Origin of the sequence: Nocardia sp. NPDC088792, from assembly GCF_044750615.1 — a bacterium.
Lineage (GTDB): Bacteria > Actinomycetota > Actinomycetes > Mycobacteriales > Mycobacteriaceae > Nocardia.
Genome location: NZ_JBIVKC010000003.1, coordinates 1714701 through 1733593 on the forward strand (window position 1 = coordinate 1714701; position 18893 = coordinate 1733593).

At 64.8% G+C, this 18893-nt stretch carries 22 protein-coding genes; 14 read left to right on the forward strand and 8 right to left on the reverse strand.

Annotation, left to right across the window (positions count from 1 at the left end; translation table 11 throughout):
- Positions 1 to 60: 60 nt before the first annotated feature.
- Positions 61 to 1692 carry an ABC-F family ATP-binding cassette domain-containing protein gene (locus ACIP5Y_RS26100; protein WP_400353642.1) on the reverse strand — a complete coding sequence of 544 codons (1632 nt, stop codon included), beginning with the start codon at positions 1690 to 1692 and terminating at the stop codon, positions 61 to 63.
- 382 nt (positions 1693 to 2074) lie between these two features.
- Here ACIP5Y_RS26100 and ACIP5Y_RS26105 point away from each other — a divergent pair, with 382 nt between their 5' ends.
- Entirely contained in the window at positions 2075 to 2638 is a 564-nt protein-coding gene (locus tag ACIP5Y_RS26105) for an SgcJ/EcaC family oxidoreductase (RefSeq protein ID WP_400353644.1), read from the forward strand.
- A gap of 10 nt (positions 2639 to 2648) precedes the next feature.
- Here ACIP5Y_RS26105 and ACIP5Y_RS26110 read toward each other — a convergent pair whose 3' ends face one another.
- A complete protein-coding gene (locus ACIP5Y_RS26110) occupies positions 2649 to 3440 on the reverse strand; it encodes a class I SAM-dependent methyltransferase (protein ID WP_400353646.1) in 792 nt (263 codons plus the stop codon).
- A gap of 119 nt (positions 3441 to 3559) precedes the next feature.
- Here ACIP5Y_RS26110 and ACIP5Y_RS26115 point away from each other — a divergent pair, with 119 nt between their 5' ends.
- The 5 genes from ACIP5Y_RS26115 to ACIP5Y_RS26135 all read left to right on the forward strand — a co-directional run bounded on the left by ACIP5Y_RS26115 (position 3560) and on the right by ACIP5Y_RS26135 (position 7062).
- The gene (locus ACIP5Y_RS26115) at positions 3560 to 3973 is read left to right on the forward strand and encodes a MarR family winged helix-turn-helix transcriptional regulator (RefSeq protein WP_400353648.1); all 414 of its coding nucleotides are present in this window, start codon (positions 3560 to 3562) and stop codon (positions 3971 to 3973) included.
- Between the two features lie 84 nt (positions 3974 to 4057).
- On the forward strand, positions 4058 to 4630 hold the full coding sequence (locus tag ACIP5Y_RS26120; protein WP_400353650.1) for a DUF2867 domain-containing protein: 573 nt from the start codon (positions 4058 to 4060) through the stop codon (positions 4628 to 4630).
- Between the two features lie 149 nt (positions 4631 to 4779).
- Positions 4780 to 5523 carry a VOC family protein gene (locus ACIP5Y_RS26125; RefSeq protein ID WP_400353652.1) on the forward strand — a complete coding sequence of 248 codons (744 nt, stop codon included), beginning with the start codon at positions 4780 to 4782 and terminating at the stop codon, positions 5521 to 5523.
- Between the two features lie 221 nt (positions 5524 to 5744).
- On the forward strand, positions 5745 to 6104 hold the full coding sequence (locus tag ACIP5Y_RS26130; protein WP_400353654.1) for a hypothetical protein: 360 nt from the start codon (positions 5745 to 5747) through the stop codon (positions 6102 to 6104).
- A 130-nt stretch (positions 6105 to 6234) separates the two neighbouring features.
- Positions 6235 to 7062 carry a hydrolase gene (locus ACIP5Y_RS26135; RefSeq protein WP_400353656.1) on the forward strand — a complete coding sequence of 276 codons (828 nt, stop codon included), beginning with the start codon at positions 6235 to 6237 and terminating at the stop codon, positions 7060 to 7062.
- Positions 7063 to 7190: 128 nt separating this feature from the next.
- Here ACIP5Y_RS26135 and ACIP5Y_RS26140 read toward each other — a convergent pair whose 3' ends face one another.
- Together ACIP5Y_RS26140 and ACIP5Y_RS26145 are read right to left on the reverse strand one after the other, a co-directional pair.
- Complete coding sequence (locus ACIP5Y_RS26140; protein ID WP_400353658.1) at positions 7191 to 7550, reverse strand: hypothetical protein; 360 nt, start codon at positions 7548 to 7550, stop codon at positions 7191 to 7193.
- Positions 7551 to 7817: 267 nt separating this feature from the next.
- Positions 7818 to 8675 carry an ADP-ribosylglycohydrolase family protein gene (locus ACIP5Y_RS26145; RefSeq protein ID WP_400353660.1) on the reverse strand — a complete coding sequence of 286 codons (858 nt, stop codon included), beginning with the start codon at positions 8673 to 8675 and terminating at the stop codon, positions 7818 to 7820.
- Between the two features lie 267 nt (positions 8676 to 8942).
- Between ACIP5Y_RS26145 and ACIP5Y_RS26150 the strand changes: the two genes are divergently transcribed.
- The 5 genes from ACIP5Y_RS26150 to ACIP5Y_RS26170 all read left to right on the forward strand — a co-directional run bounded on the left by ACIP5Y_RS26150 (position 8943) and on the right by ACIP5Y_RS26170 (position 13113).
- Complete coding sequence (locus ACIP5Y_RS26150) at positions 8943 to 9611, forward strand: alpha/beta fold hydrolase (protein ID WP_400353662.1); 669 nt, start codon at positions 8943 to 8945, stop codon at positions 9609 to 9611.
- 490 nt (positions 9612 to 10101) lie between these two features.
- Positions 10102 to 10398, forward strand: a complete 297-nt coding sequence (locus ACIP5Y_RS26155) for a DUF6412 domain-containing protein (RefSeq protein ID WP_400353663.1) — start codon at positions 10102 to 10104, stop codon at positions 10396 to 10398.
- Positions 10399 to 10488: 90 nt separating this feature from the next.
- On the forward strand, positions 10489 to 10824 hold the full coding sequence (locus tag ACIP5Y_RS26160; protein WP_400353665.1) for a hypothetical protein: 336 nt from the start codon (positions 10489 to 10491) through the stop codon (positions 10822 to 10824).
- Positions 10825 to 11213: 389 nt separating this feature from the next.
- Positions 11214 to 11504, forward strand: coding sequence for a hypothetical protein (locus tag ACIP5Y_RS26165; RefSeq protein WP_400353667.1), 291 nt, complete (start codon positions 11214 to 11216; stop codon positions 11502 to 11504).
- Positions 11505 to 12156: 652 nt separating this feature from the next.
- The gene (locus ACIP5Y_RS26170) at positions 12157 to 13113 is read left to right on the forward strand and encodes an NADP-dependent oxidoreductase (protein ID WP_400353669.1); all 957 of its coding nucleotides are present in this window, start codon (positions 12157 to 12159) and stop codon (positions 13111 to 13113) included.
- A gap of 363 nt (positions 13114 to 13476) precedes the next feature.
- On the opposite strand, the gene ACIP5Y_RS26175 is transcribed toward ACIP5Y_RS26170, so the two are convergent.
- Together ACIP5Y_RS26175 and ACIP5Y_RS26180 are read right to left on the reverse strand one after the other, a co-directional pair.
- Positions 13477 to 14601, reverse strand: a complete 1125-nt coding sequence (locus ACIP5Y_RS26175; RefSeq protein ID WP_400353671.1) for an FAD-dependent oxidoreductase — start codon at positions 14599 to 14601, stop codon at positions 13477 to 13479.
- A gap of 149 nt (positions 14602 to 14750) precedes the next feature.
- Positions 14751 to 15104 carry a YybH family protein gene (locus ACIP5Y_RS26180; RefSeq protein ID WP_400353675.1) on the reverse strand — a complete coding sequence of 118 codons (354 nt, stop codon included), beginning with the start codon at positions 15102 to 15104 and terminating at the stop codon, positions 14751 to 14753.
- A 62-nt stretch (positions 15105 to 15166) separates the two neighbouring features.
- Between ACIP5Y_RS26180 and ACIP5Y_RS26185 the strand changes: the two genes are divergently transcribed.
- A complete protein-coding gene (locus tag ACIP5Y_RS26185) occupies positions 15167 to 16141 on the forward strand; it encodes a helix-turn-helix transcriptional regulator (protein WP_400353678.1) in 975 nt (324 codons plus the stop codon).
- A gap of 126 nt (positions 16142 to 16267) precedes the next feature.
- Here the strand turns inward: ACIP5Y_RS26185 and ACIP5Y_RS26190 are convergent, their stop codons facing one another.
- A complete protein-coding gene (locus ACIP5Y_RS26190) occupies positions 16268 to 16843 on the reverse strand; it encodes a chloramphenicol phosphotransferase CPT family protein (protein ID WP_400353680.1) in 576 nt (191 codons plus the stop codon).
- 198 nt (positions 16844 to 17041) lie between these two features.
- Here ACIP5Y_RS26190 and ACIP5Y_RS26195 point away from each other — a divergent pair, with 198 nt between their 5' ends.
- Positions 17042 to 17551, forward strand: coding sequence for a hypothetical protein (locus ACIP5Y_RS26195; protein ID WP_400353682.1), 510 nt, complete (start codon positions 17042 to 17044; stop codon positions 17549 to 17551).
- A 202-nt stretch (positions 17552 to 17753) separates the two neighbouring features.
- Here the strand turns inward: ACIP5Y_RS26195 and ACIP5Y_RS26200 are convergent, their stop codons facing one another.
- Positions 17754 to 18191 carry a GNAT family N-acetyltransferase gene (locus ACIP5Y_RS26200; protein ID WP_400353684.1) on the reverse strand — a complete coding sequence of 146 codons (438 nt, stop codon included), beginning with the start codon at positions 18189 to 18191 and terminating at the stop codon, positions 17754 to 17756.
- Positions 18192 to 18322: 131 nt separating this feature from the next.
- Between ACIP5Y_RS26200 and ACIP5Y_RS26205 the strand changes: the two genes are divergently transcribed.
- Positions 18323 to 18706 carry a hypothetical protein gene (locus ACIP5Y_RS26205; protein ID WP_400353686.1) on the forward strand — a complete coding sequence of 128 codons (384 nt, stop codon included), beginning with the start codon at positions 18323 to 18325 and terminating at the stop codon, positions 18704 to 18706.
- The last annotated feature ends 187 nt before the right edge of the window (positions 18707 to 18893 follow it).

Consider the following 18893-nt stretch of genomic DNA (forward strand, 5'->3'; position numbering starts at 1 on the left):
CACAGCCAGCCGCCGCGCGTCGAACACGCGGCGCCGCTGTGGTGAAACGACTCTCGCCGGTCAGGCGAGCTGGATGAGTTCCAGGTATTCCTGCGACCAGTGGTCCTCGGTGCCGTCCGGCAGCATGATGACGCGCTCCGGGTTCAGTGCCTCGGCAGCACCCGGATCGTGGGTCACCAGCACCACAGCACCGGCGTAGCTACGCAGCGCGTCGAGGACCTGCTCACGCGAGACGGGGTCCAGGTTGTTGGTGGGCTCGTCGAGCAGCAGCACATTCGCGGCCGAGGAGACCAGACCGGCCAGCGCCAGACGCGTCTTCTCACCACCGGACAGGGTGCCCGCGGGCTGCTCGAGCTGCGGACCGGAGAACATGAACGCGCCCAGCAAACCGCGCAGATCCTGTTCTCCCGCATCGGGAGCCGCATGCCGGATGTTCTCCCACACCGTCGCCTGATCGTCGAGGGTGTCGTGTTCCTGAGCGAAGTAGCCGATCTTCAGACCGCGGCCCGGGTCGATCTGCCCGGCGGTGAGGGTCTCCACGCCCGCCAGCAGCCGCAGCATGGTGGTCTTGCCCGCGCCGTTGAGGCCGAGGATCACCACGCGGCTGCCCTTGTCGATGGCCAGGTTCACGCCGGTGAAGATCTCGAGCGAGCCGTAGAGCTTGGTCAGGTTGGTCGCCATCAACGGCGTCTTGCCGCAAGGGGCGGGCTCGGGGAACTTGATGCGCGCCACCTTGTCGGACACGCGCACATCATCGGCCTCGGCCAGCATCCGCTCCGCGCGCCGGACCATCTGGTGCGCGGCAGCGGCTTTGGTGGCCTTCGCACCGAGCTTGGCGGCCTGCTGCTTGAGCGCGGCCGCTTTCTTCTCGGCATTGGCCCGCTCGCGCACGCGCCGCTGTTCGTCGGTCGCGCGGGCGTCGAGGTACTTCTTCCAGCCCATGTTGTACATGTCGGCTTCCCCGCGCACGGCGTCGAGGAACCACACCTTGTTCACCACGTCCGCGAGCAGCTCGACATCGTGGGAGATGACGATGAGCCCGCCGTCATGGTTCTGCAGGAACCCGCGCAGCCAGGTGATGGAGTCCGCGTCGAGGTGGTTGGTGGGCTCGTCCAGCAGCAGCGTGGTGTCGGACTTGCCGCCGCTGCCGTCGGAGGCGGCAAACAGGATGCGCGCCAACTCGATTCGGCGCCGCTGACCACCGGACAGGGTTCGCAGCGACTGCGCCAGCACCCGCTCGGGCAGTCCCAGGCTGTTGCAGATACGCGCCGCCTCGCTCTCGGCGACATAGCCGCCCAGCGCCGAGAACCGCTCCTCCAGCCGCCCGTACTTGCGCACGGCCTTGTCCCGCTCGTTGTCATCGGCGACCTCGGCCATGATCACCTGCTGCTTCTCCATGTCCCGGAGCAGCTTGTCCAGTCCACGCGCCGACAGCACCCGATCCTTCGCCAGCACGTCCAGATCGCCCTCACGCGGATCCTGCGGCAGATATCCGATTTCGCCCGAACGGATCACGGCCCCGGCGTAAGGTTCACCCTCACCGGCAAGAATGCGCAGCGTAGTGGTCTTGCCGGCGCCGTTGCGTCCCACCAGCCCGATCCGGTCACCGGCCTGCACCCGCATCGCCGAGCCGGGAGCCGTCAACAGGGTGCGGACTCCGGCCCGGACCTCCAGGTCGGTCGCGGTGATCACAAGTGTCTCCTCGGTGCAGGCGTAAGCCGGTCATTAACTGGTCGATTGTGCGTCCCCTCGACACACAAGAACCACCGATTTTATCTCAGACCGCCCGGAGCCCAAGGTCAGGGGCACCATCCCGCATCGAGATCGACCCGGACACCGGATTCACCGTGGCAGACAGGGACGTTCGAGCGCTCGCACCTATCCATGACCGTCGGCCACCAGACGCTCACCCCAGCCATGATCGGCGACTGACTCGACGGTCGGCCTGCCGATCACGGCCGGCAATCCCAGGATAGCCACGCCGACCGTTGTCGTGAGTGCCAGCAGCACCCACAGGGTGGTCCGGTAAGAGGTCCCGAATACCCGGCCGATCACGACGGAGGCGGATCGCTTGATGATCGGTTCGACGTGGGCGCGCAGTGGTTGCGCATTGTCGTCAATTCACAACCACACCACGCGGCCGGAGGCTCCACCCACCCCTCGCTCACCGACCTGCCATCTTGACCTCAACTGCGGTTGTGGTCTGAGAATTCGCTGCATGCATGCCGACACCACTGCGATCCGCGAACTGCTCGATCGCTATACCGAACTCTGGAAAGCGCACGAGATGCAGGAGTGGGGGCGGTTGTTCACCGAGGACTGCGACTTCATCACACACCGCGGCCTGTGGTGGCGATCACGGGAGGACAACGTGCGCGGCCACGAAGATGTGCCGGAATCCGTTGTTGCACAGAAGAAGAACTACAGTCAGACCATCCTCGACATCCAGTCCATCGCCCCCACAGTCGCGCTCGTTCACACCGAGTGGGTATGGCCTGACCACGTCCTGCCTGGCGCTTCCACCGGTGAGAACCGCCGCGGTCTCATCACTCTGGTACTCGTCGAGCGGGCAGGTCGCTGGTTGATCCGGGCAGCGCACAACACCCGGCTCAACGGCCTCGACGACCTGACACGATGACGCATCGGGATCACTCCGACATGCAGCGTTCGGTTCGTGCGATCGCGAGTAGGTGTGCGCTCGTGTTGATCAGCAGCGGATCCCGTTCGAGCAGTCGCGCGCAGTGCAGCGCTGCCGGCAAGAGGGCCGGAAAGTTGTCGAGGCCGGCACGATCGAGGGTGGGCCAGGTCGGACCTTCGATCCCGTACACCTCGACGTGCCCGAATCCTGCGGCCTCGAGCTCGATACGCAGTTCATCGGCCGTGTGCCAATGCGTCTGCACGAAGCCGACATGACCGTCGTAGTTGCCCGTGACGATTGCCTCACGCACCGCAGGCGTGAGTGTGTCGTCGAGCCTGCCGTTGCTACCGGTTTCGAGGACCGAGAGATAGCGGCTTATCGCGGCCGCGATCAGAATGCCGCCGGGGCGAAGGACGCGCATTGCCTCACCCAACGCCCTTGCACGGTCTCGGGATTCGGTGAGGTGATATAGCGGCCCGAGTCGCAGGGCGGCATCGACGCTGTGATCGGCGGCAGTCAATCGCCGAGCATCACCAACCTCGGCGGTGATCCCGGGCCGGGCCGCGGCCTCCTCGACATGTTCGGGTATCGGGTCGACGAGATGGACCGAGTGGCCGTCTCCCGCCAGCCATTCGGCGTGAACCCCGGTCCCGCCACCGATGTCGAGCACCCTCATCGGCGTTGTCAGAACTCGCCGGATCAGTTCTCGAGTGCGAAGGAATTCCAGGCGGCCGTGCGGGGATCTCGACAGGCGGTCACGTTCGGACAGATCGGAATATTGCTGAACGAAATCGGAAGTCATACAGCATGCTGAACTTTCACAGGACGCGGCGGCAACAGATTTTCTGTTTGTCGGCGACGCGCAGATTGCGGAGTCCGCCTCTCCCCCAGGCTTATTCAAGCCGTGAACAGCTCGTAGCTGTGGCCGTCAGGGTCGCGTACGTAGACGCCACGCCCACCCCGGGCGCCCCCGGGCCGGACGGCGAACTACGGCGCGTGCAGCACATCCAGGTCGTGGAAGCCGTCGCCGCCGCCCTGCGAACCGGCGACGAGGCCACCGTCACCACCGTGGCCGAACAACTCGGTCTCGACCACTCCGGCGCCAGTCGCATGGTCCGCGACGCCATCGCAGCCGGACACCTCGCACGCCTCGACTCCACCCACGACCGCCGCCGGGTCGTCCTCCAACTCACCAGCGACGGAAACAATCTCCTGACTGCCTCACACGACTGGCAGCGACACTGCTTCGACCAGCTCACCGCGACCTGGAGCGAACCCGACCGCCACCGATTCGCCGGCTACCTGCAACGCCTCGCCGACGAAACGATCCGATGAACCCCAAACCTGAAAACCAGGGTTACCGCAGGGAATTCGGCACGTAGGCGGCGGTGCTCAATACACCGGCTTGCAAGGTGCATCATGCTCGGGTGGCGCAACGATGACATGCATTGCCGCCTGCGCGAGTCGCTCTCGAATTGTTTTTCGAAATCGGAAGGGTCCCCAGCCATGACAACAAGCCCGCTCGGCCGCATCGACTACGCCGACAAATACAGTGTCGCGCTCCCCGAACCGATGGACGCACCCCGGTTCTGCGCACTGATTTTGGAGTCCGCACCGCGCTGGCTCGACCTGGTGCTGTCCCTGCGCGACCGGGTCGCTGGTCCGTTCGGGTTCAACACTCAGCAGCGGAACTACGGCCAGCCGGTCCATCTGGAGGTGGGCCGCAAGTTCGGGCCGCTGCTCGTCGAGTCGGTATCGCCGGAGCTGGTGGTGTGCGGCAATACCGACAAGCATTTTGTGTTCCGGGCGCTGTTCGAGGTCGACCCAGTGCAGCAGCGCGGCAGTTTCAGCACCGAGGTGCAATTCTCCGACAGAATCGGACGTGCCTATTTCGCACTGGTCAAGCCCTTCCACAAGCGGATCATCCCGGTTCTCGTCTCGACGCCGTTTCACACCCGGGCACGAGTCGAACCGCCGGAATCAGAAAGATGATCGGGCCCGCACTCCATGCCTGCGACCGAGAACTCGGCGAATGATCAGCGAACCGGACACGCAGCGATCGCTCCTAGGTAGTGGGAAATCATCCTCGTATCCGTCCTTCCGACCTGCCTGCCGGTCGCCGTGGACTTTGACATGGCTGGTTGGAAATCCCGTTGCGACCGCACGCGGCGGGGCGCGACAGTGGGAGCATGAGCAAGGGGGTTATCCCGGTTCGGTCCCGGCCCGATGGCGGCAGCGGCAGTAGCGATCCGGCTATCGACCGTCTCTATCGCGATGGCCGGTTGGTATCGATGCCAACGATGAAGGCCCGCAGGCGCGCGTTGCGGGAGGCGTTGCTCAGCCATATCGCCCGCACGTATTTCGAGCCGGAGGTCGTCTACACCGAGGGGCAGGTCAACCGGCGTCTGGCGGCTGCTGGCACCGCAATTCTTCCTGGTGAAAGGACAGCGTGGATGACGAGTCGGCTGGAAGGACTGACGCTGGACAGCGCCGACCCGCGGCGGCTGGCCGAATTCTGGTGCGGCGTGCTCGGTTACGTTGTCTACCAGGACAAGGACGGCAGCACGGTAGAGATCGGGCCGGATCCCGAGGTGCCCGACGACCAGCGGCTGGCCGAACTGCGCGGCGGCCCCGCAGTGCCGAACATGATGTTCGTCCGAGTGCGGGACCCGAAGAGCGGCAAGAACCGGCTGCATTTCGACATCTGCCCGATCGACAGCGACCAGGAAACCGAGCTCAACCGGCTGCAAGCGCTCGGCGCGGCGAAAGTCGATGTCGGTCAGGGCGACGGTCGGACCTGGGTGGTGCTGGCCGATCCCGAGGGCAATGAATTCTGCCTGTCCCGCAGTCTCGCGCCAGGGCAATTCGACCTTCACAAAGGTTGAAAGGTCAGGGTCCGGTCATGGAGGTTCAGCGTCGAGGGTGAGTCCGATTTGGGCAGCAGATCAGGTATACCGGATTAAGTGCTCGCTCATCGGTGCAGAAGCACTCCATGAAGTGTTGCGACAACCGCCTCAACCCGCAGGTTCAACAAGACGAAATTCATAGATCCCAGTAAGGTCGCACCGAATCCGCAGAGTCCGATCGAATTTTCCAGGGGGGCATCGTGTTGCGCGTCGGCAGCGCCTGCCTTGTTCTGCTCGCCGCAGCTGTCACGATGAGCGCCTGCGACTCCGACAGTTCGGCCGCGAAGCCGGGATCGACCAAGGAAGCGTGCAACGAGGTGCAGCACGAGATCGATCTCGCGCAGGCCCTGCAGCAAGGCGAAACGCCCAGCAATCCGCGGGGAGAGATCCAGCGGCTCAGCAGTTTCCGGCCGAACGCGCCGAGCGAGATCAGCCTCAACTACTCGCAGATGGAAACCATCATCGTCGACCACCTGGAGCACACGATGCCGGACCCGCCCGCGGTGGTGGTCACGGCCAACCTCGACAAGCTCGTCAGCTGGAAGAGCGCCCACTGCTGAACGCAGGGAGAGTACGTTTTTGGCTGTGTTTCGCTCGCGGCCGGGTTGGGGTGCTGCCGAAGTTTTGCGCTTTCGGCTTGCGCGCCACCGGACTTGACCTCAATCGGACTGCAGGTTTCAGACTGGCCTGATGACGATTTGGATCTGCGGAACGTGCGGAGTCGAGCATCCCGACACCGAACAGCCCCCTGCCACCACCTGCCAGATCTGCGCCGACGAGCGACAGTGGGTGCCCGAGACCGGTCAGGTATGGACGACACTGGACAAACTCGCTGCCGACGGTCACGAACTGGTGCACGAGGAGCTGGAACCGGGCCTCCACCGGTTCAACCGCGAACCCTCGTTCGCCATCGGCCAATGGACGCATCTGGTGCAGACCCCACAGGGCAACCTGTTATGGGATCCGCCCAACCATCTCGACCAGCGGCTGGTCGACACGATCGGCGGGCTCGGCGGAGCCGCGATGATCGTCGCCAGTCATCCGCACATGTACGGCTCACAGGTCAGTTGGAGTCACCGACTCGGGAACATCCCCGTGCTGGTGCACTCCGCGGACCGCCGATGGGTGCAGCGGGAGGACCCGGTCATCCGGGAATGGAGCGGCGTCGAGCAGATCCTGCCCGGCGTCACCATCATTGCCGCCGGCGGACACTTCCCTGGTGCCGCGGTCGCACACATTGCCACGGGGTCCGATGGCCGGGGCACCCTGCTCACCGGCGACACGATCCTGCCGGTACCCGCCAAGGGGTGGGTGACGTTCATGCGTAGCTATCCGAACCGTATCCCGCTCTCCGCCGGGCTGGTACGCCAGATCATGGACCGGCTCGAGCCGTATCAGTTCGGACGTCTCTACAGCTTGCTCGGCGGGACGATCCCGGCCGACGCCAAGGCCGCGGTCCAGCGGTCAGCCGAGCGCTACATCGCCTGGGTCAGCGGCGCCAACGACCACCTCGGCTGACCACAGAAACGGCCCCTCATCGGCCAATACAGGATGTTCTGTGCTGCACCGGTTCATGTGGCCGGTGCAGACTGCACAGTCCGCGGTGTGAACGGAAGTCAGCCTTGCTCCCAACTGCTTGCTGCCTGTCATCCCGGATACGGTTCGACTTCAGTGGCCCACTCGGTCGCCGCCGCCGAAACGGAGTCTCCTGTGAGACAACAGGAGACGACGTACGGGTCGCCTGCGCGAGTGTGCCGTCGCCACGGTGGCGAGAACTCCAGATCAAAGCTGATGTTCAACTCGATCAATTCCGTATCCGTCGTGGAGAATGAGAAGACCAGATTCGGCTCGGTGAACGTCAATTGCGTGATTCGGGGTTCGTTGGCGACCGGCACCTGCGCAGCCTGCTGAAGCCACTGGCCCAAGGCCATAGCCTCCGGTGGTGTCAGCGCCTGCCAGCGGAAGGACCAGTCGCCCTGCGGGGAGTAGGCAGTCCCTTCGATCATGAGCCAGCTCCGCCGCATTCGCGGGTCGACAGCATCCGGGAATTGGTAGCCCGCAACCCGTAGCTCCACTCCGTATCCGTCGCTATCGATCAACCGCATCGAGCCAGCATTTCATAGCAGTCGCGATGAACCGTGCCACCGGAATTCGCATCGGCTCCGCAGTAGTAGACGCTCGGCTGACAGCACCATGACCGGTTCCGGCAGCCCGAGAAGGGTGTATTCCGTATCGTCGATCGCCCGTTCGCTACGGAGGCAAGGGGCGTCGACTCAGTGGATCATCCATTGTGGGAGAGGCTCTCTGACGGAAAGCCATTCTCGCGGTATTCCTTTGACGTCGGCTCGGTTCCCGACACCGGTATAGGCGGCCACGATGCCGCCGACGATGGCGGCGGTGGTATCCGCATCCCCACCTGCTTGGATGCAAGCGGTGATAGCAGCCGGGTAGTCGTGCAGGTAGGTGGCCGCGGCCCAGAGGGTGAACGGAACAGTGTCCTGGGCACTGACCCGGGCACCGTTGCCGAGTTCGTAGGCGGCCGCGGCGACCGTGTGACCCAGCAGTTCCCGGGCTCGGCGAATACCGGCGGCGGTATGTCCGTCGATCAAGTAAGGCTCAACGGCGCCGAGCAGTTCTGCTGGTGTGCAGCCTGTTTCGCGGGTGGCCGCGGCGTGGCTGGCCGCGACCGCCACGGCCATAGCGCCGAGGATGGCCTCGGGATGACGGTGGGTGATTTCGGCCGAGCGGGCGGCCTCAGCGGCGGCCCGATCCGGGCTTCCGGCGAAATGGGCTCCGAGCGGTGCGACACGCATGGCCGCGCCGTTGCCCCAGGAACCGCGTCCGTCGAATGCGGCCGCGGCCGCTTCGGCCCAGGGGCGCCCGTCGCGGATCTGGTGCAACACAACGACTGTGCCGGCGCCGTAGCCGCGATAGGGCTCGCAGCGGTCGGCGAAGGCAGTCGCGAGTGCGCCGCGGTCGATGCTGCCTCTGGTACGGATCTCGGTGTGCACCGAGCACGCCATTTCGGTGTCGTCGGTCCAGGGCCATGGTCCGGCGGGTGGTCGGCCGGCGAGAAGGTCGGGAACCGAGCTGCCGGGTACGAAGAATTGGGCGCCGAGTGCGTCGCCCACGGACAAACCATCGAGGCTGTCACGAGCAATATCGGGAAGTTGCGGCATACCAGGGCAATACTGCCAACCGTGATCGACTTCCGCAATGGCCGGGCAACCATCGCCTCCGCCGCGTCAGTCGAAGTGTGGCAGTGTTCGATATCCTCGAGGAAGCGAACTACGTGGTGTGCGGAGCTCAGGCCTCACTGGGCCGTTGGTGGCCGAGCAGACGTTGCCGAATCCAGCTCTGACGCGGGAGTTATGTCGCGGCGTGTATAACGAATGATTATGCGCCCCTTGATAATCCTGCACGGTGCCTGGCTGCAACCGGCTCACTACGATGAGGTCACCCAGCGTCTGCGCGGCGACGGGGTCACTGTCACGGTGCCTGATCTGGCGGGCCATTCCCTCGCCGACAGCACCCTACTTGTCCAGGAACTCGTCGATCAAGCGGCTGAGGCGCCGGTGGTACTGGCCCATTCCTTCGGTGGGGTCACTGCGACAGGTCTGAAGGGCATCTCGCACCTGCTGTATCTGTCGAGCTTCGTCTTCGATGTCGGCGAGAACGCCCAACAGTGGATCGCGCGGATCGAACAGGAGACCGGCCGCCAAGGTGCCCCGCTGCCACTGACCGTCGATGACGCGGGCATGACCCGGCTCGATCCGGCTGGTGCCCGCGAAGGCCTATTCGCCGACTGCACAACCCAAGTCGCGGACCAAGCGATCGAACTCCTACGCCCCGAGCCTGCTTCGATCTTCAGCGACTCACCCGCACACGCGGCGTGGAAGGACACCCCTTCGACCTACATCGCGACGACCGAGGACCGGGCGATCCTGCCCGAAATGGTCGCCCACTTCACCCAACGCTGCGACACCGCCGTGACCTGGCCGGGCGGTCACTGCCCGTTCCTGAGCCGGCCCGCCGACGTCGTGGCCATAGTCCGCGACCACCTCTGACGTAGGCCCGCAACAGCATCACGGGGCATCCGGTCGTGCGCCTGGCAGCTGCGGACCATGCCTCGCGCAGGTCGAGGCATGCACTGCGAGACCTCCGCACACGAGGCATGTGTGCGGAGGTCGTTGTGGCGCAGCGGATTCAGAATGTCGTATCAGTCTCGGCCAGGTGCCCGCTCGGTGATCTCCTGGACCAGCCACTCATTACCGTCGGGATCGCTGAACGTGACGAACGATGCGTAGCTCGCGCGTTCAGGGTGGGGACCGGGGATCCTCCCCGGCACTCAGCGACTTTAGGGCTGCGACCAGCAGCCAGATCAGTGGCGGAAGCGCCATCTTTGATAGGGATTCCGACAGCAGAGCCGACAGTACTCCGGTGTCGACCTCCGCCGGAGTGCTAGGTGCAGCCTCCGAGCGATATCGAAAGGTCCACTGCAGACCGGAGATGGTACGAGCTGTGTTGGGAGACTGTGGGTTCTGTAGCATTTGTGGTGTGCCGATAGATTTCAGCGACCAAGCTCTGGTGCTGAAGTTCCTCGCTGCCTCGATCCTGCTGTTCATGCTGCCGGTCACCATCGGGAGCGCGGCACAGGCGATGGCCGCGGCCGTTGTAGTGCTTGTGGTGGCAGTCGCGGTCGCGCTGATCGGTGGTTCGGGACGGTCGACGGGCTACTCGCTGGTCAACCAACGCAACCGCGGCCTGACAACCTTCTCGTGCAGGCACAGTGATCCCGGTGCCGCCGGGCATGTTCGAGCGCGCGCCCCAGGACTGAGCATCGCGGCCGCCTAGACCTTCTCCAGCAGGATCTCGGAGGGGATTGGCGCCGGCCAGGTTCGTTTCCGTACCTGTTGTCCCGCACCTGCTCTGGTGAGTATCGGCATGTCTGCCGTGGTGCACGTCCCTGGGGTTGTTTCGATGGTTCTGTCGATCATGTCTTTCTTTGCGCGATCTGCGCAGTGTCTGCGCACTGCAATTTCGCGAGTCACTGGATACATTTCCCTGACCTACTTCTCTGCCGCGCAAGCGATTTCGTCGGTGATCCTGTGGGCCGGTGCGTTGTTGCTGGTAGCGATCCCGATTGCCGAGATCGCCGTCGGCCTGGATGTGATCACGACGGTCGCGCTCGTTGCACCGGAATGGGCTGTGCTGATCGTGATTGTGATGGCGGGGGTCTACATGTACCGCCGACGACGGCACCGCGAGTCAGCCAAGTGACAAGACATTTCACCGATGACAGCCAGCGAGCCGTACGGATCCGATGCCGAGCCTCCATGCCCGAGCGGTTTTCGATGTCTAGGAAACACCCGACCCGGGGAGCTTTCACGACTGCGGCTGCCCCACGTATTCGTCCACTGTATTACCGCTCGCAAGGCGCGTGATCATGGCGCGGCGCGGCACCCAGGCGAGTCCGAACCCGGACTGACGAACTTTGCGGATATCCGAGACTTGATGCACGAGTCGAGCGGATCATGAAGTGGTGCCGGGCATTTCGTGCGCACCGACACTCGCCGGCTACCTGGGCACCTGCACAGCGGCGGAGTGGAAAATCTCATCAAGGATGGACGGAGCGAACAATGCGGATCCAATTTCTCGGTGGTGCAGGCGTGAGCGACGACGCGGCGACCCTTGCCGTAGGTAAACCCGCCATGATCACAGCGATTGCAACGGACGATAGCGGCCAGCCCGTGCAGCCGATGGACGCGACCTATGCCTGGACATGGCCGGATTGGCTGCCCACCTACCCCGACGGCTACGAGTGGCCCGCAGACGCTAAGCAGACCCAGTTCAACGCAACTGCCGATCTTGTCGGCAGGATCGCGGAGGTGGGTGTAACGATCACCACCAAAGACGGCCAGCAGGGATCCAAGTCGCTGAAGTGCACCATCGTCAAATAGTTCCAGGCTCGGTGATCCATGACAGCGGTCGGATGCGTCGTGTGCTGTACGCATCCGACCGTCCGCAGCGATCACGACCTGGTGGCCGACCTGCGGTGATCGGTCGGCGAGGCGGCGGCATGGTCGCTCGCCGGTCCCCCGGTCCGGCTCCTAGGATGGTGCGCAGTAAATCCGGCTACCGTCGGATCAGCTTGCTATTGAATTGCCGGTTCAGCGCGGGCAGCGAACGTGGCAGTGAGTGAGGCCCTGCTGTCCTTCCCCGATACGCGGGTTCACTCCCCACGAGCGGTCCGGATCGCCGAGGCCCTCGTCGGGGGCTTGCGGGTCGGATCCGCCCAGGCAGTTGTCGGTGCTGCACCAAGTTTCAACCGGATTTCAACGACCGCAGCGGAATCAGATCCGTGCGGTCCGTTGATCTTCCGAGGCGCGTGATATCAAGTTGCTAACTGATTGCCGTGGCCTTTGTTGATGAGAGGTCGATCCTGCAATGATCGATGCCGGTGAGAGCGGCTCAGGTCCGACCGAAGTCGGATTCCGGTGGCAGCCCGGCGCCGTCGACGATCCTCGGCTACCACCTGACGCTGCGAAGTTTTTGTCAGCGAAGCGAAAGCCCGTTTCAGGATGGCTCCACGAACACGAGGAGACAGCAAAGATGCAGCAACACAACGGCGGACTCCGAGCCGGCACGAGCAGGGCGGTCCGGCTCGAATCATTCGGCGGCCCTGAAGTACTGACCGTCCAGGACGTGCCCGAACCCCAGGCGGGCGATGGGCAGATCCGCGTCCGAGTCACCGCAGCCGGCTTGAACCCCATGGACTGGTTCATGACCGCGGACGCCGGGACCGCGGCAAGGTTCGGCCTGCGCCTGCCCGCCGGGTTCGGCACTGATTACGCGGGAGTCGTCGACCAGATCGGTGCGGGTGCGAGCGGTTACGCGGTCGGCGACCGGGTATTCGGAGCGGCCTTGTCCCGGGCCGTCGCCGACTTCGTCGTGGTCGACGCGAACGGGAACATCGCGAGCGGCATCGCTCACCACACTCCGGACGAGGTCGATGATCGCACCGCCGCCACGCTCTCGATCGCGGGCAGTACCGCGGCCGCTGCTCTCGATGTCCTCGACCTCGGTCCGGAGGACACGGTGCTGGTCGGCGGGGCGGGCGGCGGGGTCGGCGTGTTCGCTGTCCAGCTGGCCCGAATCGCGGGCGCACGAGTCATCGGGACCGGCTCTCCGTCGACAGCGGAGTATCTGCGAAGCCTCGGCGCCGAACCGGTCGCATACGGCGACGGCCTGATCGCCAGGGTCCGCGACCTCGACGCTGGCCCTGTCACCGCGGCATTGGACCTGCACGGGACAGACACTGTGCACGTCGCACGCGAGCTGGGAGTTCCGGATAGTCGCATCTGCACCATCGCTGCGGTGGTCGACGGGATCCCGGCCGCCAACGGAGCCAACGCCGCGCCCGATGCCCTCGAGAACATCGCGCGCCTTGTCGCATCCGACCGTCTGCGCGTACCCATCGCCGCGACCTTCCCCGTCGAGGACATCCGTGCGGCAGTCGAGCTGCAGGCGGCCCGACACGTCCGCGGCAAGGTCGTGATCGACCTCTGACCGCGGCACTGAGCGCACGAACCGGACTCTGGATGCCGCCGATGCACGCGGACCTCCGATCGCTGATCACCCCGAGACGACAACGCCCATCCGCACGAGGCGGACTCCGGCCCGGCCGATCCAGCGGACGGTAAGCCTCGAGCGCAATCAATTTCGTGCCTTTGCTGCGGCGCGCCATGGCCGGCGCCGGGTCCCGCTCACGGCGTAACTGGTGGCGGGCGAATGAATTCCTTTGGCTGGAGCCTGATTACGTACCGACAGGCCGCCGTGGCCATGCAGCGCAGGGGAACCGGCGTGCCCGATCACGGGATCAGTGTGTCCGCGACCGGACCTATCCGGTCGCGGGCGAGGTGAGTCTCGGCTTCAGGACAGTTTTGCTTCGGGAGCGAAGGCAGGCAGTTTCTCGAGGCTGCTGCGGACGGCGTCGGTGCCGTATTCGAACATCTGCCGCTCGTAATCGTCGACCGCGCTGAGCAGATCTCGGCGGCCTTCGTTGGCCTCGATCAGGCAGCGGCGCAGCAGGTCGGCATCGCGCAGCGCGGTGTTCGCGCCGTTGCCGCCGGTCGGGGACGTGGCGTGGATTGCGTCGCCGAGCAGGGTGACCGGGCCGGATGCCCAACGCTCACCAGGCTTGACCACCCGGATGGACAGCAGTGTGCTGTTGTCCGGGTCGGCTTGCTCGATCAGTGCGCGTAGCTGCGGATGCCAGCCTTCCATTCGGGATAGCACTGCGTCCTGTGCGGTCAGGTCTTCCAGTGAGCCGTTCGGCGGCAGGATCATGGCCCAGCGCACGTAGTCGCCGATGTCGGGCAGCGTGACTTCGGGGGCCAGCTGCTCGGCGGCCTGCTTCGGCGGAGTCGGGAAGATCATCGCGCCGAGCAGCAAGCTGACGCCGTCGCCGGCGATCTTCGAGCCGTAGGCCTTGGACAGGTCGGCGAACTCGTCGGTCAACGGGGTGCGGCCGATGACGAAACGGACGCCGGTGTCGGTCGGGGTTGTCTGCGGTGACAACGCCCCGCGGACCGCGGAGGTGATGCCGTCCGCGCCGACGAGCAGGTCGGCGGTGGCCGGGTCGCGGCGGGCGAATTCGGCTCGGACCCGGCCGTCGGGCAGCACGTCGTAGCTGGTCAGCGCGGCGTCGGTGTGCACGGTGAGGCCGGTCAGCAACAGGTGCCGCAGCACTTGCCGGTCGACGACGATGCCGGTGCGCCCCGCGCCGAGCTTGCCGATCTCGTTCAGCTGCGGGTCCAGGATCAGCTGCTCGGCGGAGGCGTGCATGACGATCTCGTCCAGCAGCGGGTGCCAGCGAGTCGGCAGGCAGTCGCGTACCGCCTGAAAACCGATGGGGTTCAACACGAGCCGGTAGCCCTGGAACCGTGCGACGATCCCCGGGTCGCGCTCGAATACGTCGGCCTCGATCCCGCCGCCACGCAGGCCTTGCGCGAGAGCCAGGCCGCCCAGACCGGCTCCGATAACCGAAACTCGCATCACAAACCTCCGAGACACCGTTACGAACTAAGTTCACTATCTACGATCTAAGTTCTACTCGACGAACAAAGTTCGTGTCAAGCTTCAGGCGGCTGAACTGCACACTTCTCCATACGTGCCGCCGACGGAGGCTCGGTCACACCGGCCCGCTACGGCACGAGTGTCGGCTGGTCCACGGCCCACAACCAGGACCCGTCCGCCTGGCGACGCGCGATCTCGACGCTCACCTGACCGGTGGTCAGCGTGGACGCTGTCAGCGCCAGATCTCCGCTCACCAGAGCTGGATGTTGCCTACCCGGCGAGAGCACCGGCGCGGCCGCGACGAGCTGCTCGAACACCTTGCGGATCTGTGCATGTCCGTTCGCTTGGCTGCCCGGCGGGAACGCCAGCACGGCATCGGGCTCGTACAACGCGACCAGCCCGTCGACGTCGCCCGCGTTGGCGCGCTCGATGAAGTACCTGCCCAGGTCGTTCGGCTCGGTGGCCGTGATCTTGTTCGTCATACTGACAAGGCTCCCAATGAATCACGACATCCTGTGTCATGTATCGCTGCAAAGGTTTTCGTATGCGCGCCGACCGACTGGTCTCACTGGTGCTGCTGCTGCGCCGGCACGGTCGGCTGTCCGCGCCCGCACTGGCGCGCGAGCTGGAGGTATCCACCCGCACCGTGTTGCGCGATATCGAGGCGCTCTCCGCGGCCGGAATCCCGGTGTACGCCGAACGCGGCCGCCACGGCGGTTTCGCGTTGTTACCCGGCTTCCACACCGAGCTCACCGGACTCAACCACGACGAGACACTCGCCCTACTGGTCTCCGGATCACGGCGCGGCACACAGACATTCGGACTCGGCTCGGCGCTCGCTTCGGCCATACGCAAGGTGGTCGATGCGCTGCCCGAAAACTCTCTCGATACCGCAACCGATTCGGCCCAGCGATTGCTCATCGACCCAGCGACCGACCTCTTCTCGCTCCCGCTGGCGGCCCAGCAGGTGCCCGACGCCATCATGACCGAAGTTCGGCGCGCAGTACTGGCCGGACGCAAGCTGCGCATCCATTACGCGGCGGTCGACCAGGCCCCGAAGTGGCGCACAGTAGACCCGATCGGCCTGGTCACCGTACGCGAGCGGGGCTACTTACTGGCCACGAGATCCGGCGCGGACCGCACCTACCGGCTCTCGCGGATCCTGGCCGCCGAAGAGCTCCCCGAACCCGCACAAAGACCCCACCGGGTCGACCTGGACCAGGCCTGGCACGAACGCAGCACACAGTTCCGCACGAGCGGCGACCACCTCACCGTGCTGGTACGAGTAAACCCGGCACGGCGAGAGGAACTACTGAGCACCGCCCTCGCCGTCCGCAGCGAAGAAACCGACACAGACGGCTGGCTGCGACTACAGGTCACCTTCCAAGATCCCAGACACGCCGAATGGGCACTGTGGCAACTCGCGACCAACGCGGAAGCCCTTGCACCCCAATGGTTACGCACCTCCCTGAGTAACCACGCCACCGAAATCGCCACCTGGTACGGCACATCATCCTGAGAGCTACCGACTCTGCGAACCACCCGCTCGCCAGCTAGTTAGACACTTGCTGTCAGGATCGGGTCCTGGCCAGCCGGGCACGAACGCCCGGGTCGCGGCAATTGTGGACGATTTTCGGAACCGAAATTACAGCTCACCGCGGAGCCGACCGAAGGCGCGAGCAGCCACAGGGCCACGGGCACACCGCCGAATCTCGGCCGAGCAGTCGGTCAAACTCTGCGCACTGGTGTCGATCTCGCAGTCGTAGATGCCGTGGATATGTGTGCTGGCCAGCTGCGCGGCTGCTGTACCGACCGTGCGGTCGCCCCGTTGCTTCTCGCGGCGCAGCAGCTCATCCGCCGAGCAATGGACGCCGACAAGCACCACATCGATTCCGGTCATGACCACCAGACAATCCTGGAGCCGCCACGGTTCACTGAACACGTGGTCCATGACAATATCGTTGCCCGCCAAGGCCATTCCCGCGACAGCGCGATGAAACCCGGCCCGGGTCCGATACAGCGCCTGCTGGAGAGCAGCCTGGTCGAGTCGATCGGTCTGCGGTTCGGAGCGCATCGCGCCGATCATGTCGACCCCAATATGGAAGAACGGCCGATCGAGGTCGCAGAGCAGCTGACGGGCGAGGCTGGTCTTACCGGAACTCGATACACCGTTGAGCAGGATGACCTGCCCAGGCACAACGTCATTCGGGGCCGCGATCATGATCCCACGGTAGAACGTCGACGCATCGTGTGCGCCAAAGCCTGATCCGGTCACACGGAACTTGGCAGTGGGGCTCGTTCGGCCGGCCCCGGATCGATAGTCCCAGTTGTTCTTCCAAGTCCGGGGCCGGCCGGTTCAGTCAGCGCGGTGCGCGCGTGTCTGAAGTGCGGTCCGCACCAAACATCAGAAAATGACTCGGTGGATGCCGCGCAGATCGCTCAGGCCTTGGAGGACGTATGCGACCAGGCCATCGTGTTTCACGCCTACGCCGACTACATGCGCGACTACGACATCTTCATCTATGCGACCGCTGATCCCCGGACCGGCATACCACCCGAGTACCTGCGATATCGCTTCAAATACTGCGTCCGTGCCACAGCCACGACGGCGCTGACGGCCGAAATCTGGGCCCGTTCCCTCGACGAGCGACTCGTCGACAACGAAACGGGCCGCGACATGAATGGTTACGTGTGGGGTGTGCGCTGGCAGAACCTATACCCGGGCGCCACCCTTCGACCTGACTCCGAGGAAGCCTCCACTTGGTCGCGACAACTCGGTCTGCCCTTCTATGAGGCAATGGTCGAAACCAACGGCCACAACCTCTCGCTGATCTTCTCGGATCTGGAGGTCGCGGCCGTTCCAGCAGGCTTGGTGCCGTTCGTAGTACCGCTCGAGGGCGGTCTGGACTTCAAGATCCCGCTGCCGTAGCAGCGCCTTCGTCCGAACTGGCGTTCGGAGTCGCGACCCAAGTCCGCCTACCCGCCAGGCGCGCAAAATTCGGCAGGAGCGAACGCTCCGCCGGCCTCAATTCAGCGCGACCCGTTGATCTTCGGCCGTCCCGCGCTGGCCGGACCAGTCAGCGCGCCATACGGCTGATAAGAGTGCGTTCCGATGGTCGGGCGGTGCGGGATCAGTCGGTTGGCGCCAAGCGATAGACACGGGATTCGCGCGCATGGAATCCGAGCCTCTCGTAGAGGCGATTGGCTGCCGACCGAGAAGCCCGCGAGGTCAGGTCCAACGTCCGCGCACCGGCAACGCCGGCGCGAACCTTCGCCTCCTCGATCAAGGCCGCACCGATGCCATGACCGCGGGCAGAGTCGTCAACGACCACATCCTCGACCCGTGCTCGAAAGCCCGACGGGATCGCGAACATCACCAAACTCAGTGTCCCGACGATCTTTCCATCACTTCGTGCCATCAAGACGGTGGTCGATTCCGTAGCGGCCAACCGCGCCAAGGCTTCTCGGTCCAACCGATTCGCCGTTTGCGACAGTTGGGGCAGCAGCCGGTCGAAAGCTTCGACGATTTCGTCGTCGACCTCGGTCAGTGTTTCCACGGTGACAGGCACCTCGGCACTGTACTGCTTACCCTCGCGTGCCGCCGCTTTCGAGTCAGTCAGTGATGCCCGTTCGTCGCACCATGCGTTTCCGGCTACCCGCTGACGATGCTCGGCGCCGACGTCGTGGGTATCGTCGGTCAGTGTTCAACGTCGAGATGAGGCGGCGTTTCGACGCCCGCCAGGGCCTCTCATCACCGGTGTGGCGGGAGTCCGGCCGCGCACCGGTCACCGTCGTCAGCGTGATCATGCGGGTTGGTTTCACCTTCTCCGATACCCAACTCGATGAGAACGAGCGGTTCGTCGACACCGACACTCTCGAACACCTTCTCGATACTTACGCGGCCCGTCTCTCCGGCAATCAGTGGACCGACCTGTTCGATCCTCACCCGACGTTCGAGTTCGTCACCAGGTGGCTGTACCAGGAACTGGTGCAACACATTCCCCAGCTCAACCACGTCTCGCTCGACAACGAAACATTGGGTGTCTGCACCACCTACCACGCCGATCAAGCGTCGGCTGGCTAGTACACGAGACCTGATGTGCGCCCGCCAGAAGGTGCCGTGATCAGTTCGGTCAGCGCGGTCCGCGGCTAGTGCGTTCGACTTCAAGCGGCAGGCAGACCCGGGACTCTCGGTCCGATCGCCTTGTGCTGCTTCGTAAGTTCCGAAAGCGCCGTCCATCATCGCGACAGGCTGTACCGGCCCCTTCCAG